Raw genomic sequence first — 21,211 nt, 5'->3', positions numbered from 1 at the left:
AAACATCTCAACCTTTCGTTAATCAACCTTTCGCACTAGATGAAGGCGAAAAATAAAGCTGTTCAATAATACTAATATAATCAATTCTAGGTGCGTATCCAAGAGAAATCGGATACGCAGCTTCCTCTAACTCATCTTTTCGAATTGATTTTCTGCCGTTTTTTTCTTTTCTGTCCCAGAAATAAAACAGCTTATCGGCTTCCAAGAAATAAACCTGGTCGAAAGCGGATATAATAACAAAACAAATACCGTCTTGAGCCTTTACCTGCTTCATATGCTCGATTTGATGGTCATGGAAATTCTGCAGGGGGAAAGAGGTCTTGTTTTTCGTTTCTTTCGCCTCAAAATCAATATACCGCCCTTTGTAAATCCCGTTATAATCTGTTGTCGATGATTGTTTAAAGTAAGCTTCTTTAATCACTGCGGCGCTTCTTTTTGGATAATGGACATTTACAATTTGAACAGGTGTCGGCTTTTTGTGTATGACGGCAATTTGGTTTGTCAGATAATACTTATTCGTTTCGTTTAAGTCATCTTCGAGGGTCATTCCGCGATTACTGTAAGACGGGGCCCTTTTCTGACTGTTTTGGGATGAAACCGAATGTTTCGGCTGAAACGTTTTTCCGTTAGGATACCGAATCACTTTCTCATCCTCCTTATTAAACTATTCATGACGGAAGTGAATGAACGTGCAAGAACAACAGACCATCAGAAAGCTTTTGAGCCGAATTGAGCGGCAGACAAAAGCAAAAAACGCAGATAACATTTCAAGAACGAACGCGTATAAATCATTTTATGACCGTCATCCGGAAATCAAATGGTCGCTCTTGGCATCTTTCGTTTCTCGCAATGCCGGCTGGTCAATGACTGACTTAAAAGGCAGTCTGTTTCAGCTCGGACTCCGTGAGAGACAGCAAAGGTGGTTCTTTTTAGCCTATGAAAGAGCGAACTGGCTCATTTTTTCCGATGCCTATCCGCAGCTTCTTTTGTATCACTGGTCAAAAAAAATCGGGAAACCGCTGTTTCATCATCTGCATGTGTTTGGCGTCTCACAATTTATGACGGAAGAATGGGCCCGTTTTTGGCATGAGCGAAACACGGAGCGGCTGATGTATGCCCTCATTATAAATGAACAAAACACTATCCAAACACCTATTATACAAAATCCTTCGTTTAAAAAGAACGTTTTTGACACGATTCCTTTTTATTTAAGTGACTGGTTTCATTTCAACACCGTTATTTTTCCAGCTGCAGACGGGTTTCTTTACGGCATTTCAGTGAAACGTTTTTCAAAGACAGAGGAAAGGATAAGACTTGGAAAGCAGCTGTCTCAATTGCTGTTCAGTCCGGAATTGTTCTCCTCTTTTTATCACTTTCTGCACACAGTGCCGCATACAGGCTCCCGTTTTGATATGGAAAAAATGATCGGGATTACAAAAAGAACATCTCCTATGCTAAGGACATGCTACCCTGAGTTAATCCACTCATTAGACGGAAAGAAAACAGATTGGTTTCATGGAAAGATAAAGAAAACGTTCTTTAGGCGGGAGGAATTACCGAAGCAGATTGAATTGACAGAATGGTATTTACATAAAAAACGCCAGCTTCATGCGCTTTTTGCGGTGCAGCATTGGCTGAAAAAATAAAGAAGCAAGGGATATCCCTTGCTTCTTACGTAGAAGGGCGGTTCGGGCCGCCTAGTTTTTTATCTAAAGAATCGATTGCTTTTGATTCAGTCTTTTTTTGCTGGCCGGCTTTTTTCGGTCTTGTTTTCATACGGCACCTCCTCACAAGTATCGTTTGCATTAAGGGAGAGGATCATACAATTTTTGCGGGTGTTTTTGTCGAAAACTTCAGCTTTTCGTGGAATACGTGTTTGTTTGGCGATTTGCTTCTAGTTTTGTCATGAGGAAGGAAAGAGCCTGAAGAGCAAAGAATGTTAACCAGGAGAGACGAGGAAAGGGAGGTACACGAATGTCCGGTTACGTAAGCAAGACAGATATTCTCCGTATGCTTTCTGATATAGAAGACGAATTAACCCGAGCTGAGCAGAGCCTGAATTATTCTTTAAACTCATTTGAGGCTGAGATGCGGGAAACGGAAAACGAGCGCCTGAGTGTGCTGGAAGAAGAAATCATGGACCTTCATATTTGTATAAATGAGCTGTATCACTCGCCTGAACACAGGTATGCATTTGAAAAGGTATACCGCATCGGCTGAATTTGCGAGCAAAATTTGGTACGATATGCATTGAGGTGAAGGGTGTTGCAATCACAAACATTACTGGAAATGACCGAGCAAATGATTGAAGCTGCTGAAAAAGGCGCTGATCGATATCAGGAAGGAAAAGACAGTGATCTTTCTTATGATTTTTTTGAGACGATAAAGCCTGCAGTTGAAGAGAATGATGTTCTGGCAGCTCGCTGGGCGCAAGGGGCGCTTGAACTGATAAAAGCCCGCCGCCCGAAATATGTGCATAGAGAGCAGATCGAGACCGCAAAGGATAATTTTCAGGAATTGGTCCTTCAATCATATGTTCATCATATTCATAAAAAACGATTCAAGGATATCACTGAGTCAGTCCTTTACACATTGCACGCAGTAAAGGATGAAATTGCAAGAGAAGACAGCCGGTAAAGGCTGTCTTCTTTTCGTTTGTTATAGGGGGCCGGACGTTAATTCAGCTCATATGCCGGACTTTCTGCTCCATTTGCTTCGAGAACCTTCATACTGTTACGAAACTCAGTTGTGCTGAGATGTCCTTGAATATAGAGGAACTTGGCAAAGTCCATCAGTTTATTCATACAGTTTGTTTCATATTTCTTCATTTCTGCAAAACGTTTGCTTAAGTATGATACGTTCATTATGGTGCATCCCCTCTCATCTGTATTGAAGAAATGGTACCACAATGATTCGACTTTTTTCTGTTTTTAAAAAATTTAAACTTTCGACACAATTTGACAAACACGGATCAGGACCTGTGACACAAACAATAGACTTCATTCATACATATATAGAAGAGAAACATGTTGAGTTTGGGGGGAATCGCAATGAACTGGAGTTCTCAAAGCTATCCTCGGCAAATGGGCTATTATTATCCTCAACAAATGCAGGGATATTATCAGCAGGCTGCACCTGGGCAATACTTGCCGCAGCAGCATTATGGGCAGCCGGATTATTATCAGCCGTATGCTCCGATCCATTCTATGCCAATGCAGCCGCCTGTATTTTCCAACCCTTATCCAATCCCAAGGCCAAATCAGCAGCAGCCCTCACAATTTCAAAGTATTATGTCGCAGTTCAAAAAAGACAATGGGCAGTTTGATTTTAATAAAATGATGGATACGACAGGTCAAGTGATGAGTGCAATGAATCAGGTCGGATCTTTAATAAAGGGATTTACTAGCTTTTTCAAATGATAGAAGCATGAATGAATCGCTCATTCATGCTTATTTTTTGGAAAGAAAAGCGTCATTGTCTGCTCGTTCCAAGATGTTTCCATATCTTCTTGGCGAACTTCATAAGGCAGCTGCACCGTTCTCGTCATGGTTGTCAAAGTGGCCTCATATTGCTGTTGCTGTTTTTCTTGAAGTGTGACATGAAGATACCTAGATTCAATATCAACGACGATGTCGCCGTCTCGAAACGTCGACGGAATTGTGATATCGACATACAGCCCTGTATCTCTTTCTCTGAGCTGTATGGTCGTCTGCACATCTTTTAAACTCGAGTTGATCAGGTTCTGAAATCCGTTTAAAAGGTTGCCGAACGCTGAGGATTGAAAAAGATGGTCTATTGCCTGTGTAATGATTTCTTCTTTCTTTTGCAGTTCGTTCTTTTTGTCATCAAAGAATTCCAAATCTGCCACCGCCTTTTTTAACCAGATTATGCGCCTGTGCCAGATGTTGTTATAAATTGAAGCAAAATTGAAAGTGTGGTTAAATAGTGATGAATGAAGGGATAGCGGTTGAAGTGAATGAGAAGGGAGAAAACACATTGCTGAAAAAATTATTCGGAATGGGCAAAACTCAGGAAAAAGTGACAGAAGAGGTTATTTATTCTCCGGCAGACGGTACGGTAATGGACTTGACGGATGTGCCGGACCCTGTTTTTTCACAGAAAATGATGGGTGAGGGAATAGCGGTGGAACCCTCAAACGGTGAAATCGTTTCACCTGCTGAAGGTGAAGTGATTCAGATTTTCCACACCAAACACGCCGTTGGCATTCGGACTCGCTCGGGAATAGAAATGTTAATTCATGTCGGGCTGGAAACGGTCAATATGAACGGAGAAGGGTTTACTGCCCACATTAAAGAAGGGGACAAAGTGAAGGTCGGTGACCCGCTGATTACGTGTGATTTGGAATTAATAAAAGAAAAAGCGAGCAGTACAGTCATCCCGATCGTTATAATGAATGGTGAAGCTGTAGGATCAATTGTGCCGGCAGGCGAAAAAGCTGCGCATAAAGGTGAAACAAAGCTCCTCACAATAAAAGCGAAATAAGCAGGGCGTATGCCTTGCTTTTTTGTTTGATTGTATAAAATTTGCACCTAGCCATGCAAACGAATATTCGGTAAACTGTATTTGACAAAGAGGTGTAAAGTATGAAAAAGAAATCACTAACTGAGCTCATTTCTGAGTTAAAAGGAAATGAAAACGTTGTGAATTGGCATGAAATTGAGCCTCGTGAAGCAAGAACAAGGCCGATGCCTGAAAGTATAGACGAGAGAATAAAGACAGCCCTTTCGAATAGGGGCATTGATGAACTATATACCCACCAATATTCCGCTTTTCAATGTGTGCAAAAAGGAGAGAGCATCGTTACCGTAACGCCAACCGCATCAGGAAAAACGTTATGCTATAACCTCCCAGTCCTGCAGTCCATCGCCCAAGACGAAACAAACCGGGCGCTATATTTATTTCCGACTAAAGCGCTGGCACAGGACCAAAAGAGCGAGCTAAATGAAATCATTGATGAAATGGGCATTGATATTAAAAGCTTTACATATGACGGGGATACGTCTCCGGCAATCAGACAAAAAGTGAGAAAAGCAGGACATATTGTCATTACAAACCCCGATATGCTGCATTCTGCCATTCTTCCGCATCATACGAAATGGGTCAGTTTGTTTGAAAACCTTAAGTATATCGTCATCGATGAGCTTCATACGTATCGCGGTGTTTTCGGGAGCCATGTGGCGAATGTGATCCGGCGGCTGAAGCGTATCTGCCGGTTTTACGGAAGTGATCCAATTTTTATTTGCACTTCCGCTACGATTGCCAACCCGAAGGAATTGGGGGAGCAGCTGACGGGCAAACCGATGCGGCTGGTCGATGACAACGGTGCCCCGAGCGGACGGAAGCACTTTGTGTTTTATAATCCGCCAATTGTGAACAAACCGCTGAATATCAGAAAGAGTGCAACAGCAGAAGTGAATGAACTGGCGAAAGAGTTTCTGAAAAACAAAGTGCAGACCATTGTTTTTGCCAGAAGCAGAGTCCGGGTGGAAATTATTTTAAGCCATATTCAAGAGCTTGTGAAAAAAGAGATCGGGACAAAGTCAATCAGAGGCTATCGGGGAGGCTATCTTCCGAAAGAGCGGAGAGAAATCGAAAGAGGGTTAAGAGAAGGCGAGATTTTAGGAGTTGTCAGTACGAATGCCTTAGAGCTTGGTGTTGATATCGGACAGCTGCAAGTGTGTGTGATGACGGGTTATCCTGGAAGTGTGGCAAGTGCATGGCAGCAGGCGGGACGAGCCGGCAGAAGACACGGTGAGTCTTTGATTATCATGGTCGCCAATTCAACGCCGATTGACCAATATATTGTACGCCATCCAGAATACTTCTTTAACCGTTCGCCGGAATCTGCAAGAATCAATCCTGAGAATTTGATTATTTTAGTAGACCACTTAAAGTGTGCGGCTTATGAGCTTCCTTTTAGAGCTGATGAAGAGTTTGGACCGATGGATGTCAGTGACATTCTTGAGTACCTTCAGGAAGAGGCTGTTCTTCACCGCAATGGCGAACGGTATCATTGGGCAAGTGAATCGTTCCCTGCTTCAAATATCAGTTTGCGCTCCGCATCACAAGAAAATGTCGTCATTGTTGATCAGTCAGATATTGCAAATGTAAGGATTATCGGTGAAATGGATCGATTTAGCGCGATGACGCTTTTGCATGATGAAGCGATTTATTTGCATGAAGGGGTCCAATACCAAGTAGAGAAGCTCGATTGGGACCATAAAAAGGCTTATGTCAGGAAAGTCGATGTTGAATATTATACGGATGCCAACCTGGCAGTTCAGCTAAAAGTATTAGAAGTTGATAAAACGACAGAAAACAGCCGTACGTCACTGCACTATGGTGACGTCACTGTCAATGCCCTGCCGACCATTTTTAAAAAAATAAAAATGACCACTTTCGAAAATATTGGCTCTGGTCCTATTCATTTGCCGGAAGAAGAACTGCATACAAGTGCAGCTTGGCTCGAAATCAAAACAGCAGACGAAGACATCGGGGAAAAGACGCTGGAACAGCTGCTTCTTGGCATTTCGAATGTGCTGCAGCATATTGTTCCTGTGTATATCATGTGTGACCGAAACGATGTGCATGTCGTTTCTCAAATCAAAGCAGCCCATACCGGATTGCCGACCATATTTTTATATGATCATTATCCGGGCGGTATCGGTTTGGCGGATGAAGTCTTCAAACGATTTGCAGATATTAATGAAGCTGCGAAACAGCTGATTAAACAATGTCCCTGCCATGACGGCTGTCCGTCTTGTATAGGTACCGAAATAGACGGGATAAAAGCAAAGGAAAGAATTTTGCAGCTGTTGGATCAAATGTCGTAAGGAGGGAGGTCAGATATGTCATTAAAAGGGAAACTTCAGCGAATGAAAAAGCATATGATGCTTGATGAAGGGGAACATAAAATAGAAGCGGGTAAACAAGAAAACAAACGCGTTGAAAACCATGCTGAAATTCCGTTTTTAGAAGAGTGGGAGGCTTTTGGCATGAAGCCTTTTTTCTTCGAAGATGAATACTGCCTCACCAGGGAAGTAGAATATCCGCTTTCTCACCGCCATGGGTTGTACAGTTTTTCTCAGCTTGATGAAGTGATCACATTGTGGAATCAAAGCAGCCTGTCGCATACGTTGTCAGCAAAAGGGTATAAGAAAAACAGTCTCTTTTTCTTTGATACAGAAACAACCGGTCTTGGAGGCGGAGCCGGAAATACTATTTTTTTGCTTGGTCATGCGAGAGTATATGAAGACCGAGTGACAGTCAAACAGCATCTTTTGCCCAAACCGGGGAATGAAGTCGCCTTGTATCAAAGCTTTTTAAGCGAGGTTGACATTACATCACTTGTTACGTACAACGGAAAAGCCTTCGATTGGCCACAGGTGAAAACAAGGCACACATTGATCCGCGACAGACTTCCTAAGCTCCCGGAGTTCGGCCACTTTGACCTTCTGCATGGGGCAAGACGCCTGTGGAAACACAAAATGGACCGTGTATCACTTGGCACGGTTGAAAAAGAGGAGCTCGGCATCCGCAGACAAGAAGATACACCGGGCTATTTGGCGCCAATGCTTTACTTTCATTTTATCAAGGCGCAAGAGCCGGATCTTCTAAAAGGTGTCCTGCATCATAATGAAATGGATGTGCTATCGCTCATTTCATTGTACATTCATATGTCTAAAAAAATTCTTTCAGAATCACATTCGCCAAAAGAGCACAGAGAAGCTTATGCAATGGCGAAATGGTTTATGGCCCATAAAGAAACGGATCAGGCGGTCAAACAGCTTGAAACGCTTAAAGAAAAGCCGTTTGAGGATCAGGACAGAGCGCTGCTCGATTTATCGCTCCTGTACAAGAAACAAAACCGGTTGGCAGAAGCAGTGCCGCTTTGGGAAAAGCTGTCCCGCTCCCAAAATCAGAAGTGCAGATATGATGCTGTGATAGAGCTTGCGAAATATTTTGAGCATAAGGAAAAAGCGTTCGGGAAAGCATTGCATATAACTGAACAATTACTTAGCGATGTGGCATTCTTATCAGAAAAAGAAACAGAAAAACTGCATGTGAGAATCGCCCGGCTGAAGAGGAAATATTCCTCTTAAATATTCCCCGGGAAAGCGCAAAAGACGACTTGTTTCGCCATGAATTTTTTTTGCTGAATTCACATCGATTTTGTTGTAGAATAGCGGCGAATCCTGTAAAATGACGTTAGTTATTTTTAAAGGGAGAGTTGGTATGTATAAGGGTGTTTTTTACTTGTTCTTTGTTGTGGTATTTTTGATTGCTTTTGTGTTTTCAAACTTTAAAGACAGCTTAATTGCACACTTTTAAAATAGGTCTTTGTATTAGAACATGTACCCCTAATTTTTCATAGCTTAGTATTGTAATAAAGTTTATGGAAAGGGGATTTTATCATGCATCACTGCAGACCGCATATGGTGGCGCCAATTGTCCATCCTACTCATTGCTGTGAACACCATACGTTTTCGAAGACTATCGTGCCGCACATTCATCCACAGCATACAACAAACGTAAACCACCAGCATTTTCAGCACGTTCACTACTTTCCACACACTTTCTCAAATGTTGATCCGGCTACGCATCAGCATTTTCAAGCAGGAAAACCTTGCTGCGACTATTAGTATGGAAAACGTGCAGCTTGATGGTGTAAACAATGCAGCACATCAAATGGGGCCCAACGGGAGCCCCATTTTTTAAAGCAGGTGAAATGATGAAAGTATTGGCAATAACGGGCTATAAACCGTTTGAACTCGGGATATTTAAACAGGATGACAAGGCGCTGTATTACATAAAAAAAGCCATTAAGAACCGGCTGATTGCTTTTTTGGATGAAGGATTAGAATGGATTTTAATTTCAGGTCAGCTTGGGACGGAACTATGGGCTGCCGAAGCTGCATATGATTTGCAGGAAGAATACCCTGACTTAAAGGTAGCTGTCATTACGCCATTTTACGAGCAGGAAAAGAACTGGAAAGAACCGAATAAGGAACTGTATGAAGCAGTTCTGGCTCAGGCAGACTATGAAGCAAGCCTGACTCACCGTCCGTATGAAAGCCCGCTTCAATTTAAACAAAAAAATCAGTTCTTCATTGATAAGTCCAATGGGCTTCTGCTTTTATATGACCCGGAAAAGGAAGGCTCCCCTAAGTATATGCTTGGGACAGCGGAAAAAAGGCGCGAACAGGATGGCTATCCCATCTACTTTATTACAATGGATGATCTGAGAGTGACGGTAGAGGAAGACAGCTACTTGTAACAAAGAAAGAGAAATTTGACAACCGTACAGATTTCTGAAAAAATATAAGGTGATGATTCACGATACGAGGTGAAAAAGATGCTTGCTGATAAAGTAAAGCTTTCTGCGAAAGAAATTTTGGAAAAAGAATTTAAAACAGGCGTTAGAGGCTACAAGCAAGAAGACGTTGACAAATTTTTAGATATGATTATTAAGGATTATGAAACCTTCCATCAAGAAATCGAAGAACTGCAGCAGGAAAATCTGCAGCTGAAAAAGCAGCTTGAAGAAGCCAGCAAAAAACAGCCTGTGCAATCTAACACAACGAACTTTGATATTTTAAAACGGCTGTCTAACTTAGAAAAACACGTGTTTGGCAGCAAGCTTTATGATTGATTGCCCTTGAAAAAAATGGCGCTTGTAAATTGCAATCAGTTGTTATATAATAATTCATGTTCTTAACGTTCGGGTAATCGCTGCAGATCTTGAATCTGTAGAGGAAAGTCCATGCTCGCACGGTGCTGAGATGCCCGTAGTGTTCGTGCCTAGCGAAGTCATAAGCTAGGGCAGCCTTGATAGGCTGACGGCAGGAAAAAAGCCTACGTCCTTTGGATATGGCTGAGTATCCTTGAAAGTGCCACAGTGACGAAGTCTCACTAGAAATGGTGAGAGTGGAACGCGGTAAACCCCTCGAGCGAGAAACCCAAATTTTGGTAGGGGAACCTTCTTGACGGAATTCAACGGAGAGAAGGACAGAATGCTTTCTGTAGATAGATGATTGCCGCCTGAGTACGAGGTGATGAGCCGTTTGCAGTACGACGGAACAAAACATGGCTTACAGAACGTTAGACCACTTACATTTAAAATGATGAAAACAAGCTCTCCCGTATAAGGAGAGCTTTTATCTTGAGAAAAGAAAAGTTTTAAAAGACAGGGTGATACGATGAAGAAGTATACACTAATTGCAACGGCGCCGATGGGCATTGAAGCTGTTGTCGCAAAGGAAGTACGAGATTTAGGATACGAATGCAAGGTTGATAACGGAAAAGTTATTTTTGAAGGTGATGCGCTTGCCATTTGCCGCGCGAACCTTTGGCTTAGAACAGCCGACCGCATAAAGGTTCAGGTTGCTTCTTTTAAAGCGAAAACATTTGATGAACTATTTGAAAAAACGAAAGCGATTAACTGGCGCTCATTTATACCTGAAAACGGGAAATTCCCTGTCATCGGGAAATCGGTGAAATCAACACTAGCAAGCGTTCCTGACTGTCAGCGGATCGTCAAAAAAGCAATTGTCGAAAAGCTCAAGCTCCAGTCAGGCAAAGCCAATGACTGGATTGAAGAAACAGGTGCCGAGTATAAGGTGGAAATTTCTTTATTAAAAGATCAAGCAATTATTACATTGGATTCGTCGGGGACAGGCCTCCACAAACGAGGATATCGTGTCGATCAGGGCGGCGCGCCGATTAAAGAAACACTTGCTGCCGCTTTAGTGCAATTAACCAATTGGACCCCGGACCGTCCATTTGTCGATCCTTTCTGCGGTTCCGGAACGATTGCGATTGAAGCCGCGTTAATCGGTCAAAACATCGCCCCTGGATTTAACCGCGATTTTGTCTCAGAGGATTGGGAATGGATCGGTAAAGATCTGTGGGACAAAGCACGGCTTGAAGTCGAAGAAAAGGCCAACTATGACCAGCCGCTTACGATTTTCGCAAGCGACATAGACCACCGCATGGTTCAAATCGCAAAAGAGAATGCAGAGGAAGCAGGCTTGGGAGATTTAATCGAATTTAAGCAGATGCAGGTCAAGGACTTTACGACAAATCTGGAGTTTGGCGTAATTGTCGGTAACCCGCCATACGGAGAGCGTCTCGGCGAGAAAAAAGCCGTTGAGCAGATGTACAAAGAAATGGGACAGGCGTTCGAACCGCTTGATACCTGGTCTGTGTATATGCTGACATCAAACGAGAATTTTGAGGAAGCTTACGGCAGAAAAGCGACGAAGAAACGAAAGCTCTTTAACGGATTTATTAAAACGGATTATTATCAATACTGGTCAAAAGTAAGACCGCAGCGCAAGAAAACAGAAAACGCATAAAAAGAAGACGCTCTGCATGCGTCTTCTTTCATCTTTCAGCCATATTCTATCGTTACCAACGGTGAGCTTTCGCGTTGCTTCTCAATATAATGTTGGTTTGGGACATTTCAGTGTGACCGTTTACTTGAGACTTAGAACGTTTAGGCCGCGTCCAATTGTGATGAAACAGTTCAGAATGCTGATCTAATCGATTTCTATAACTCATGTCAACATCACTCCCTGATAGAATATTGTTGATAAGACGGATAATCCGGGTACGGAATATCGAATGTAGTTTGTGCATGTTTCGGTAATAACATGCGGAAAGCATGTATATAAAATGAAAAGTTCGCATACAATGATGATTATTTCCATCAGAGGTGATCTCATGCTAAACAGCGAACATTTTAATCTTATTCAAAGGGCGCTTGACGCAACAGCAAACGAGCTGAAGGAGCTCGGGGCTGATTCGTCTCCGTCTGTGATGTCGCATGCGCAAAATGATTTAGAAAAAGCGGTGGAACATATTTATTCAACAGACCATCCTTTTTTATCGTCGCATGTGATCAATCGAAAGTAAGCTGCAAAAAAACTTGGCATTGCCAAGTTTTTTTATTGTATTCATCAGTAGGAAATGATATTATTGGTGGTCTGAATGTCGAATAGTTGGGGGTTGGAACTAGGTGACAACATCACGTTTGCCTTTTTCTTTAACGAAAACAAAGAATTTTTATGAAGAATTGAACAATTGGATTGGTGACGTGTTTTACGATATCCTTCCCGAAAAAGGGTTTGATCTTCGGGATGAGCAAGTATTTATGGCTTTTCAGCTGGAGCGGGCGTTTAAAGAGAAAAAAGTCATGTTTGCCGAAGCTGGAGTGGGAACGGGGAAAACGCTGGTTTATCTTCTTTTCGCGATCAGCTATGCAAGATATGTCGGCAAACCCGCCATTATTGCTTGTGCTGATGAAACATTAATCGAACAGCTTGTGAAAAAAGAGGGCGATATTTCGAAGCTGGCGGAACATTTGGATCTGAAAATAGATACAAGGCTGTCGAAGTCACATGAGCAATATTTATGCTTGAAGAAGCTTGAAAAAACAATGCAGCGCTCTGATGATGATAAATGGCTGGATCTTTATGAGTCATTACCGTCATTTGTCCATGAATCACAGGCGATGCAGCGCTTTTATCCGTATGGCGACCGTAAGCAGTACGCAAATCTATCGAATGAACAATGGTCTGAAGTAAGCTACGACTCGTTTCAGGATTGTCTGACTTGTGATATGAGACACAGATGCGGTTTGACGCTTTCCAGAGATTATTACCGAAAGTCTACAGACTTGATCATTTGTTCCCATGATTTTTATATGGAGCATGTGTGGACGGAAGAGTCACGCAAACGAGAGGGCCAGCTGCCGCTGCTGCCTGATCATAGTGCGGTTGTATTTGATGAAGGGCATCTGTTAGAGTTTGCCGCACAAAAAGCGTTAACCTACAGAGTGAAGCAGTCTACTCTTGAATTGTTTTTAGAACGTTTGCTTCAAAATGACATCAGAGAAGAGTTTGCTGAACTGATTGAAGATGCGCTTGCTGCGAACGACGAATTTTTCTATGTTCTTTCTGAAGAATCAAAAGAAGTAGCCGGTTCACACCGTCTAGAAATAAAAAATGACCAGCGTGTCAAAAAGGCGGCGGACGAGCTTTGCCGTTTGCTCGATAAAATCGGGGAGGCTCTCGTGTTCGAGTCTGAGATGTACACGATTGATCAATACGAGCTGTCAGTTGTGGAAGAATATGTTGAACAAATGGCGTATTCATTATCTCTATATCAAAAGGATGCGATCAGCTGGCTGGAGAAAAAGGGAGCAGAATCAACCTTTGTTGTAATGCCGAGAACGGTGGCAGAAGTGCTTGGCGAAAAAGTATTTTCTAAGAAAATTCCTTATATCTTCTCTTCTGCTACGCTGTCAGAAGGCGGTTCATTTGATTATATTGCCGACAGTCTCGGGATTCATGATTATTTGTCGTTAACCGTTGATTCTCCTTATGATTATGACGAGCAAATGACCGTTAATCTATATGCAAAAACAGAAATGACCGCTGAACAAAAAACAGCTGAAACGATTGAAACGATCAAGCGTTATAAAGGCAGAACGCTGGTGCTTTTCCCTTCTTTTGAGGAATTAAAGGAGTTTAAGCAGCTGTCGGCGGCCTGGGAGCTGCCGTATCCGATTTTCTTTGAAGGTGATGAAGAAATCAGCAGCTTAGTGGAGAAATTCCAAGAGGAAGAGGAAACAGTGCTTTGTTCGGTTCACTTATGGGAAGGACTCGATATTCCTGGAGACGCATTGAAGAATGTTACCATTTGGTCATTGCCATTCCCGCCTCATGATCCTGTATTTACAGCGAAACGCAACGGGGCGAAAAAAGATCCGTTCGAAGAAGTTGATCTGCCATATATGTTATTACGCGTGCGGCAGGGTATCGGGCGTCTGATTCGTTCGAATCAAGACAGCGGCTCGATTCACATTTACGCTGGCGGAGAAAATCAACGCATCATTGATGAGGTCAAAAAGGTACTTCCTGTTGAACCGCATATGATGTAATAGAAAAAAGCTGACGATCGTGTTCGTCAGCTTTTTTATTTGTCAGCGGGATAGCCATCCGCCGTCTACTGCTAAAATATGTCCATTTACATAATCTGAAGCACGTGATGCCAAAAAGACTGCAGTCCCGCCGATGTCATCCGCTTTGCCCCACCGTCCGGCAGGGATTCTCTTTAAAATGTCTTCATTTCGCTTTTCATCGTCCTGAATAGGCTTTGTATTGGCTGTAGAAATATAGCCCGGGGCGATTGCGTTCACCTGAACGCCGGACGCTGCCCACTCATTTGCAAATGATTTAGTCAAACCGGCAACAGCGTGTTTGCTCGCTGTATATGCGGGAACAAGGATCCCGCCTTGAAAAGACAGAAGAGAGGCGATATTAATAATCTTTCCATAACCTCTTTTCAGCATGTGTCCGCCTGCCAGCTGTGTCAGAATAAACAAGCTGTTTAGGTTGACATTCAGTACGTGATGCCAGTTCTCTTCTGGGAAATGTTCCGCTTTTTCCCGGTGAATAATGCCGGCATTATTGACAAGGATATCGACCTGCCGGTTTTCGAACAGCTCAGCTGCAGTATCCTTTATCGCTTCCGGCTTGCTCATATCCATTGTAAAAGACGTAAACGTTCGGCCTTCCTGTTCGACAAGCTGCTGTGTTTCAGACAGACTGCTTTTATGTGATGTGCCGATAATATCAGCGCCAGCCCCAGCCAGTGCTTTGGCAATTCCTTGACCGATTCCCGTTCCCGGTCCCGTTACCAGCGCTGTTTTTCCTTCTAATGAAAAGGCATCATGTAGACAACTCATCTTATTTCAGCCCATCCATCGGAACGACATCCATGTCCGTGAATGTGTAGTTTTCTCCGGCCATTGCCCATACAAAGCTGTAGTTTGATGTTCCTGCGCCAGAGTGAATAGACCAGGCAGGAGAAAGGACAGCCTGCTCATTTCCGACAACAAGATGGCGTGTTTCGTCCGGCTGGCCCATGAAGTGAAACACCTTCGAATCCTTCTCAAGATCAAGGTAAAGATAAGCCTCCATCCGGCGATCATGGACGTGTGCCGGCATGGTGTTCCAGTTGTTGTTTTGATCAAGCATCGTAATTCCCATCATAAGCTGACAGCTTTTAATGCCATCTTGATGAATGACTTTGTACAGGCTTCTGACATTAGACGCTGCATCATCACCAAGGCGGTCCGGTGTCAGTTCAGAAAGAGCGGCTTTTTGCGTCGGATAGCTTTGATGAGCACAAGCGGAGATAAAGTAAAACTTAGCTTTTTCTCCGTTCAGGCTTGTAAACGCTACATCCTGATTGCCCATTCCAATATAGAGAAAATCCTTTGTTTGAAGTACATACTCATCATCGCCGACTCTGACAGCACCAGGCTGGCCAACATTAATAATCCCAATTTCACGCCGTTCCAAGAAGAAGTCTGTTTTAAGGAAATCCCCGGCATCAAGCTTCAGTTCACTTTGCCCCGGAGCTGCTCCTCCGATGACAACCCGGTCTTCATGTGAGTAATACATCGTTAGTTTATTTTCCGTAAATAAAGTATCCATTAAGAAATGGCTGCGAAGCTCCTCTGTTGTAAAGCGTTTAACTTGTTCAGGGTGTACAGAATAACGATTTTCCATTATATTTCCCCCTTGGTTAGGATTTCGGCTCACTTGAATGAAAATATTTTGGTAACGGTTTCAAAGAAAATTTTAGGATAAATAGTGAAAAGAGTCAACGGAAAAATTGTGAATAAGCACATTATTAAAAAAACTCTTTCCAAATTTTAAAAATATGGTATTCTTTTGTTGTAACGGTTTTGAAATCGGTTTCAAATATATGAGATACAGGAGCACTTGAATGAAAAAGAAAACAACAGGCCATACGACCATCAAAGACGTAGCTGAATGTGCAGGAGTTTCGAAATCGACAGTTTCCCGCTATATCAACGGAAAAATTGATGCGATTTCTCCTGAAAAAGTGAAAAATATTAAAAAGGCAATTGCAGAATTGAATTATCGGCCAAGTAAAATGGCGCAAGGTTTGAAAATAAAAAAAAGCAAATTAATCGGATTTGTTGTAGCTGACATTACAAATCCTTTTTCGGTCGCGGCTTTCAGGGGAGTCGAAGAGGTTTGTGATCAATATGGCTACAGCATTATGGTGTGCAACACAGATAACAGTCCTGAAAAAGAGCGGGAAATGCTCTTAAAGCTTGAAGCCCATTCGGTTGAGGGGCTGATCTTAAACGCAACCGGAGAAAATAAGGATCTACTGAACGCCTTTGCCGAACAGCACATTCCAACGATATTAATTGACCGGAAACTTCCAGATCTGAAACTGGATACGGTAACGACTGACAACAGAAGGATCACAAAAGAGATTCTTCAGAAGATTTACAGCAAAGGGTACACTGATGTCGCGCTGTTTACCGAACCGATTTCATCTATCAGCCCTCGTGCAGAAAGAGCAGCTGTGTATCAAGAAATGGCTTCGGCTCAAAATGTGAACGGGCTTGTCAGAATGTATGAAATTGACGTGAAAAACAAGGAGCAGCTTAAGGCGGCGCTTCGTTCTTTTTCAAAGGATATGCCAGAGCAAAAAAAAGCGATTCTGGCTTTGAACGGCTTAATTATGCTGAAAATCATCAGCTGTATGGAAGAGCTTGGACTGCACATCCCCCAAGATATAGGGATTGCAGGGTTCGACGATACGGAATGGTACAAACTGATCGGTCCGGGCATTACAACGATCGCCCAGCCGTCACATGATATGGGCAGGACGGCGATGGAACGTGTATTAAAAAGGATTGAAGGTGACAAGGGAGCGCCTCAAACCATTGAATTAGAGGCAGAAGTCATCATGAGAAAGTCACTTTAATCCTAGGTGCCCTCAACTAAGAGGAGGTTGGGAAAAGATGAAGCTTGATGCGGTGACATTCGGGGAATCGATGGCCATGTTTTACGCAAATGAGTACGGGGGCCTTCATGAAGCATCCACTTTTTCTAAAGGGCTGGCCGGGGCAGAAAGCAATGTTGCTTGCGGCCTGGCCAGACTCGGATTTCAGATGGGATGGATGAGCAAGGTCGGTAATGATCAGCTCGGAACATTTATTTTAGAGGCGCTTAAAAAAGAGGGAGTGGATGTGTCCCGCGTGATCCGATCGCAGGACGGAAATCCCACCGGTCTTCTGCTGAAGTCAAAAGTGAAAGAAGGCGATCCGCAAGTTACCTATTACAGGAAAAACTCAGCTGCAAGCACACTAACTTCTGCTGAATATCCGAGAGAGTATTTTCAAGGCGCAGGCCATTTGCATGTGACAGGCATTCCGCCGGCCTTATCTGCTGAAATGAAAGATTTTACCTACCACGTAATGAAGGATATGAAACATACTGGGAAAACGGTATCGTTAGATCCCAATTTAAGGCCTTCGCTTTGGCCAGATCAAGCAACGATGGCCTATACCATTAATGATCTGGCTGGTCTTGCAGATTGGTTTTTCCCGGGGATCGCAGAGGGGGAGCTATTGACCGGAGAAAAAACACCTGAAGGCATTGCCGACTATTATCTGAAAAAAGGGGTCAGCTTTGTCGCTATTAAACTCGGAAAAGAAGGCGCTTACTTTAAAACGAGGGAAAGTGAAGGATTTGCAGAAGGCTTCCGGGTCGATCGGGTGGTTGATACAGTCGGTGCCGGAGACGGATTTGCAGTCGGTGTGATCAGCGGCATCCTTGACGGTTTGTCATACAAGGATGCGGTGCAAAGGGGAAATGCGATTGGCGCTTTGCAAGTTCAGGCACCGGGGGATATGGACGGACTGCCGACCAGGGAGAAATTAGCTGCATTTTTATCTGCTCAAAGAACGGTTTACCAAAAGAAAGGGGATTATTAATATGGAGTCCAAAATCGTTGAAAACCGTCTGAAAGAAGCAAGGCTGATTGCAGTCATTCGCTCAAAGGATAAACAGGAGGCCTGTCAGCAGATTGAGAGTTTACTTGATAAAGGGGTTCGTGCGGTTGAAGTGACTTATACGACGCCTGGGGCATCAGATATTATCGAATCCTTCCGTAATAGAGAAGATATTTTAATCGGGGCGGGCACGGTCATCACTGCGCAGCAAGCGGGAGAAGCTGCTGAGGCTGGCGCGCAGTTTATTGTCAGTCCGGGTTTTTCAGCAGACCTTGCTGAACATCTTTCTTTTTTAAAGACACATTATATCCCCGGCGTATTGACTCCGAGCGAAATTATGGAAGCGCTGACATGCGGTTTTACTACATTGAAGCTGTTCCCTAGCGGTGTGTTTGGCATCCCGTTTATGAAAAATTTAGCGGGCCCTTTCCCGCAGGTGACCTTTATTCCGACAGGCGGGATACATCCGTCTGAAGTGCCGGATTGGCTCAAAGCCGGAGCTGGCGCCGTCGGTGTCGGCAGCCAGCTGGGCAGCTGTTCAAAAGAAGATTTGCAGGCTGTTTTCCAAGTGTAAGGGGTATTGTTTTTTTCATAACCGGAGGATGGGAGAATCCACATATGAAAATCAAAGCGACAATTGAACGGGTACCTGGCGGAATGATGATTATTCCGCTGTTTCTGGGAGCGGCGCTCAATACGTTTGCGCCTGGAACAGCGGAGTTCTTTGGAGGGTTTACGGGTGCTTTGATTACCGGAACGCTGCCGATACTGGGTGTTTTTATTTTTTGCGTAGGAGCGACGATTGATTTTCGTTCTTCAGGCTATATCGCAAGGAAAGGAATCACATTATTATTGGGGAAGGTCGGATTTGCGGCGCTGCTTGGCGTGATCGCAGCGCAATTTATACCTGATGAAGGCATACAATCCGGCTTTTTTGCAGGTCTTTCTGTTTTAGCAATTGTCGCGGTAATGAATGAAACGAACGGCGGCCTGTATTTGGCGCTTATGAACCATATGGGAAGAAAAGAGGATGCGGGCGCTTTCGCGTTTATCAGTACAGAATCAGGTCCTTTTATGACCATGGTGACGTTTGGTGTGACAGGACTTGCGGCATTCCCGTGGGAAACGCTGGCAGCGACTGTCATCCCGTTTTTACTCGGCTGTATACTTGGAAATCTTGATCATGATCTCAGAGACTTATTCAGCAAGGTTGTACCCGCGATCATCCCGTTTTTTGCCTTTTCGCTCGGCAACACCTTGAATTTTGGAATGCTGATCCAATCAGGGCTGCTCGGCATTTTTATCGGTGTTTCTGTCGTTATTTTATCGGGCGGCTCCTTGTTTTTGCTTGATCGTTTTGTCGCGCGGGGAGACGGCGTCGCGGGAGTGGCAGCTTCCTCTACGGCGGGGGCGGCTGTAGCCGTGCCATACGCATTAGCGGAAGCGAATGCTTCGTTTGCGCCAGTTGCTGAATCAGCAACGGCAATCATAGCGACAAGCGTTATTGTCACCTCGCTGCTAACCCCGCTGGCAACAGTGTGGGTGGATAAAAAAATCAATGAGAAAAAGCGGAAAACACCGCCGCCAAAAAATCAAATGACGATCAACTGAACAAAGAAGGCTGCCGCCAAAAATACCGGCAGCCTCTTATACAAACAATTTGACTTTCATACCCCCTTCCATTAGCCTGTAATGGAACGGCTAGAATAGGGAGGGAATGGATATGGAGATACATACATATGAAAAGGAATTTTTTGATCTTTTAAAAAGAATCTCACATTACAGCGAAGCAGTTGCGTTAATGCACTGGGACTCCAGAACAGGTGCGCCAAAAAACGGCTCAGAGGACCGTGCCGAAAGTATCGGACAGCTTTCAACAGATATATTCAATATCCAAACATCAGATCGGATGAAGGAGCTTATTGATGCCCTGTATGAACGATTTGATGACTTATCTGAAGATACGAAAAAGGCAGTGGAGCTAGCGAAAAAAGAGTATGAAGAGAATAAAAAAATCCCTGAGGCTGAATACAAGGAATACGTAATTCTGTGTTCAAAGGCAGAAACCGCGTGGGAAGAAGCGAAAGGGAAATCTGATTTCAGCTTGTTTTCCCCATATTTAGAGCAGCTGATTGAATTCAATAAACGTTTTATTACATATTGGGGTTATCAAGAGCATCCTTATGATGCATTGCTTGATTTGTTTGAGCCGGGTGTCACGGTAAAGGTGCTTGATCAGCTGTTTTCCGAGCTCAAGGAAGCGATTATTCCTCTTGTTGCGCAGGTGACAGCTTCCGGAAATAAACCAGATACAAGCTTTATCACAAGAGAGTTCCCTAAAGGAAAGCAAAAAGAGCTCAGCCTGTATTTTTTACAGGAGCTCGGCTACGATTTTGATGGCGGACGGCTTGATGAAACTGTTCATCCGTTTGCGACCACGATGAACCGCGGAGACGTTAGGGTCACGACGAGATATGATGAAAAAGATTTCCGTACGGCGATCTTTGGCACCATTCATGAGTGCGGTCACGCGATATACGAGCAAAATATTGACGAAGCACTGAGCGGCACGAACTTGTCAGACGGTGCATCGATGGGAATCCATGAATCTCAATCATTATTTTACGAGAATTTTATCGGCCGCAACAAGCATTTTTGGACACCGTACTATAAGAAGATTCAAGAAGCATCACCTAAACAGTTCAAGGACATCTCACTGGATGATTTTGTCCGTGCAATCAATGAATCAAAACCTTCCTTCATCAGGGTTGAAGCGGATGAATTAACGTATCCTCTTCATATTATCATCCGATATGAAATTGAAAAAGCGATTTTCAGCAATGAAGTGTCTGTAGAAGAACTGCCGTCGCTTTGGAATCAAAAATACCAGGATTACTTAGGGATTACACCACAGACGGACGCAGAGGGGATTTTACAGGACGTCCATTGGGCAGGAGGAGATTTCGGCTACTTCCCATCCTATGCGCTTGGCTACATGTATGCGGCTCAGCTGAAACAAAAAATGCTCGAGGATCTGCCTGAGTTTGACACTCTTTTGGAAAGAGGGGAATTTCATCCGATAAAACAATGGCTGACGGAAAAGGTGCACATTCACGGAAAACGGAAAAAGCCGTTAGACATTATTAAAGATGCAACAGGAGAAGAGCTGAATGTACGTTATTTGATTGACTATTTGTCAAACAAATATTCAAATCTCTATCTGTCGTAATCAAAAGCCTGGCGGTGCGGCCGTCAGGCTTTTTTAGAATCAAAATACATAAAAGACGAATGATTATCAAGAAAATAAAAATAAAGTTCGGAAATTTTGTTTTTTTGTCT

General features: G+C 43.5%; 26 protein-coding genes and 1 other RNA gene. 20 read left to right on the top strand and 7 right to left on the bottom strand.

Going from position 1 to position 21,211, the window contains the following annotated elements; genetic code table 11:
* Positions 1-22: 22 nt before the first annotated feature.
* Positions 23-643, bottom strand: coding sequence for a Holliday junction resolvase RecU (gene recU, locus M1M80_RS11420; protein WP_004398007.1), 621 nt, complete (start codon positions 641-643; stop codon positions 23-25).
* A 40-nt stretch (positions 644-683) separates the two neighbouring features.
* On the opposite strand from recU, the gene M1M80_RS11415 reads away from it, so the two are divergent.
* On the top strand, positions 684-1,646 hold the full coding sequence (locus tag M1M80_RS11415) for a DUF2515 domain-containing protein (RefSeq protein ID WP_004398006.1): 963 nt from the start codon (positions 684-686) through the stop codon (positions 1,644-1,646).
* Positions 1,647-1,671: 25 nt separating this feature from the next.
* Here the strand turns inward: M1M80_RS11415 and sspM are convergent, their stop codons facing one another.
* On the bottom strand, positions 1,672-1,776 hold the full coding sequence (sspM, locus tag M1M80_RS11410; protein WP_003225606.1) for an acid-soluble spore protein SspM: 105 nt from the start codon (positions 1,774-1,776) through the stop codon (positions 1,672-1,674).
* Positions 1,777-1,974: 198 nt separating this feature from the next.
* On the opposite strand from sspM, the gene M1M80_RS11405 reads away from it, so the two are divergent.
* Positions 1,975-2,220 (top strand): DUF5446 family protein, encoded by a 246-nt coding sequence (locus M1M80_RS11405; protein ID WP_060398889.1) that lies wholly within the window; start codon positions 1,975-1,977, stop codon positions 2,218-2,220.
* A gap of 45 nt (positions 2,221-2,265) precedes the next feature.
* Entirely contained in the window at positions 2,266-2,637 is a 372-nt protein-coding gene (locus tag M1M80_RS11400) for a YppE family protein (RefSeq protein ID WP_060398888.1), read from the top strand.
* A gap of 38 nt (positions 2,638-2,675) precedes the next feature.
* Here M1M80_RS11400 and M1M80_RS11395 read toward each other — a convergent pair whose 3' ends face one another.
* Entirely contained in the window at positions 2,676-2,864 is a 189-nt protein-coding gene (locus M1M80_RS11395) for a YppF family protein (protein ID WP_060398887.1), read from the bottom strand.
* Between the two features lie 186 nt (positions 2,865-3,050).
* On the opposite strand from M1M80_RS11395, the gene M1M80_RS11390 reads away from it, so the two are divergent.
* Positions 3,051-3,419 (top strand): YppG family protein, encoded by a 369-nt coding sequence (locus M1M80_RS11390; RefSeq protein ID WP_060398886.1) that lies wholly within the window; start codon positions 3,051-3,053, stop codon positions 3,417-3,419.
* 20 nt (positions 3,420-3,439) lie between these two features.
* Here M1M80_RS11390 and M1M80_RS11385 read toward each other — a convergent pair whose 3' ends face one another.
* Positions 3,440-3,859, bottom strand: coding sequence for an Hsp20/alpha crystallin family protein (locus M1M80_RS11385; RefSeq protein WP_060398885.1), 420 nt, complete (start codon positions 3,857-3,859; stop codon positions 3,440-3,442).
* Between the two features lie 137 nt (positions 3,860-3,996).
* Here M1M80_RS11385 and M1M80_RS11380 point away from each other — a divergent pair, with 137 nt between their 5' ends.
* From M1M80_RS11380 to M1M80_RS11340, 9 genes are all read left to right on the top strand, one after another.
* Positions 3,997-4,503 carry a PTS sugar transporter subunit IIA gene (locus M1M80_RS11380; protein ID WP_060400036.1) on the top strand — a complete coding sequence of 169 codons (507 nt, stop codon included), beginning with the start codon at positions 3,997-3,999 and terminating at the stop codon, positions 4,501-4,503.
* 101 nt (positions 4,504-4,604) lie between these two features.
* Positions 4,605-6,854, top strand: coding sequence for an ATP-dependent helicase MrfA (gene mrfA / locus M1M80_RS11375; protein WP_060398884.1), 2,250 nt, complete (start codon positions 4,605-4,607; stop codon positions 6,852-6,854).
* 15 nt (positions 6,855-6,869) lie between these two features.
* Complete coding sequence (locus M1M80_RS11370) at positions 6,870-8,123, top strand: ribonuclease H-like domain-containing protein (RefSeq protein WP_060398883.1); 1,254 nt, start codon at positions 6,870-6,872, stop codon at positions 8,121-8,123.
* A gap of 100 nt (positions 8,124-8,223) precedes the next feature.
* Positions 8,224-8,352, top strand: a complete 129-nt coding sequence (locus M1M80_RS11365; protein ID WP_003230707.1) for a hypothetical protein — start codon at positions 8,224-8,226, stop codon at positions 8,350-8,352.
* Between the two features lie 83 nt (positions 8,353-8,435).
* Entirely contained in the window at positions 8,436-8,663 is a 228-nt protein-coding gene (gene cotD / locus M1M80_RS11360; RefSeq protein ID WP_080010830.1) for a spore coat protein CotD, read from the top strand.
* Between the two features lie 89 nt (positions 8,664-8,752).
* Entirely contained in the window at positions 8,753-9,298 is a 546-nt protein-coding gene (locus M1M80_RS11355; protein WP_060400035.1) for an SLOG family protein, read from the top strand.
* 78 nt (positions 9,299-9,376) lie between these two features.
* Positions 9,377-9,673 (top strand): cell division regulator GpsB, encoded by a 297-nt coding sequence (gene gpsB / locus M1M80_RS11350; protein ID WP_003225629.1) that lies wholly within the window; start codon positions 9,377-9,379, stop codon positions 9,671-9,673.
* Between the two features lie 65 nt (positions 9,674-9,738).
* An RNA gene (rnpB, locus tag M1M80_RS11345) (RNase P RNA component class B) lies at positions 9,739-10,120 on the top strand.
* A gap of 100 nt (positions 10,121-10,220) precedes the next feature.
* Positions 10,221-11,378, top strand: coding sequence for a THUMP domain-containing class I SAM-dependent RNA methyltransferase (locus M1M80_RS11340; protein ID WP_060398882.1), 1,158 nt, complete (start codon positions 10,221-10,223; stop codon positions 11,376-11,378).
* A gap of 52 nt (positions 11,379-11,430) precedes the next feature.
* Here M1M80_RS11340 and M1M80_RS11335 read toward each other — a convergent pair whose 3' ends face one another.
* Entirely contained in the window at positions 11,431-11,583 is a 153-nt protein-coding gene (locus M1M80_RS11335; RefSeq protein WP_010327933.1) for a YpzG family protein, read from the bottom strand.
* 162 nt (positions 11,584-11,745) lie between these two features.
* On the opposite strand from M1M80_RS11335, the gene M1M80_RS11330 reads away from it, so the two are divergent.
* Together M1M80_RS11330 and M1M80_RS11325 are read left to right on the top strand one after the other, a co-directional pair.
* The gene (locus M1M80_RS11330) at positions 11,746-11,937 is read left to right on the top strand and encodes a hypothetical protein (protein ID WP_004397973.1); all 192 of its coding nucleotides are present in this window, start codon (positions 11,746-11,748) and stop codon (positions 11,935-11,937) included.
* A gap of 103 nt (positions 11,938-12,040) precedes the next feature.
* On the top strand, positions 12,041-13,966 hold the full coding sequence (locus M1M80_RS11325; protein ID WP_060398881.1) for an ATP-dependent DNA helicase: 1,926 nt from the start codon (positions 12,041-12,043) through the stop codon (positions 13,964-13,966).
* 42 nt (positions 13,967-14,008) lie between these two features.
* Here the strand turns inward: M1M80_RS11325 and kduD are convergent, their stop codons facing one another.
* Together kduD and kduI are read right to left on the bottom strand one after the other, a co-directional pair.
* Positions 14,009-14,773 carry a 2-dehydro-3-deoxy-D-gluconate 5-dehydrogenase KduD gene (kduD, locus tag M1M80_RS11320; protein ID WP_060398880.1) on the bottom strand — a complete coding sequence of 255 codons (765 nt, stop codon included), beginning with the start codon at positions 14,771-14,773 and terminating at the stop codon, positions 14,009-14,011.
* 1 nt (position 14,774) lies between these two features.
* A complete protein-coding gene (gene kduI, locus M1M80_RS11315; protein ID WP_004397970.1) occupies positions 14,775-15,602 on the bottom strand; it encodes a 5-dehydro-4-deoxy-D-glucuronate isomerase in 828 nt (275 codons plus the stop codon).
* A 220-nt stretch (positions 15,603-15,822) separates the two neighbouring features.
* On the opposite strand from kduI, the gene kdgR reads away from it, so the two are divergent.
* The 5 genes from kdgR to ypwA all read left to right on the top strand — a co-directional run bounded on the left by kdgR (position 15,823) and on the right by ypwA (position 21,101).
* Positions 15,823-16,842, top strand: coding sequence for a pectin utilization transcriptional regulator KdgR (kdgR, locus tag M1M80_RS11310; protein ID WP_060398879.1), 1,020 nt, complete (start codon positions 15,823-15,825; stop codon positions 16,840-16,842).
* A gap of 37 nt (positions 16,843-16,879) precedes the next feature.
* Positions 16,880-17,854: a 2-dehydro-3-deoxygluconokinase gene (kdgK, locus tag M1M80_RS11305; RefSeq protein WP_060398878.1), complete on the top strand. Its 975-nt coding sequence runs from the start codon at positions 16,880-16,882 to the stop codon at positions 17,852-17,854.
* Position 17,855: 1 nt separating this feature from the next.
* Entirely contained in the window at positions 17,856-18,446 is a 591-nt protein-coding gene (gene eda, locus M1M80_RS11300; RefSeq protein WP_060398877.1) for a bifunctional 4-hydroxy-2-oxoglutarate aldolase/2-dehydro-3-deoxy-phosphogluconate aldolase, read from the top strand.
* 44 nt (positions 18,447-18,490) lie between these two features.
* Entirely contained in the window at positions 18,491-19,483 is a 993-nt protein-coding gene (gene kdgT / locus M1M80_RS11295) for a 2-keto-3-deoxygluconate transporter (RefSeq protein ID WP_060398876.1), read from the top strand.
* 112 nt (positions 19,484-19,595) lie between these two features.
* The gene (gene ypwA / locus M1M80_RS11290) at positions 19,596-21,101 is read left to right on the top strand and encodes a carboxypeptidase (protein WP_019258718.1); all 1,506 of its coding nucleotides are present in this window, start codon (positions 19,596-19,598) and stop codon (positions 21,099-21,101) included.
* Positions 21,102-21,211: the final 110 nt, after the last annotated feature.

The sequence above is a fragment of the Bacillus inaquosorum genome, from assembly GCF_023238325.1.
Taxonomy (GTDB): domain Bacteria; phylum Bacillota; class Bacilli; order Bacillales; family Bacillaceae; genus Bacillus; species Bacillus inaquosorum.
Note: the sequence above shows the minus strand (reverse complement) of the source record. Positions and strands in the feature narration are given on the sequence as shown.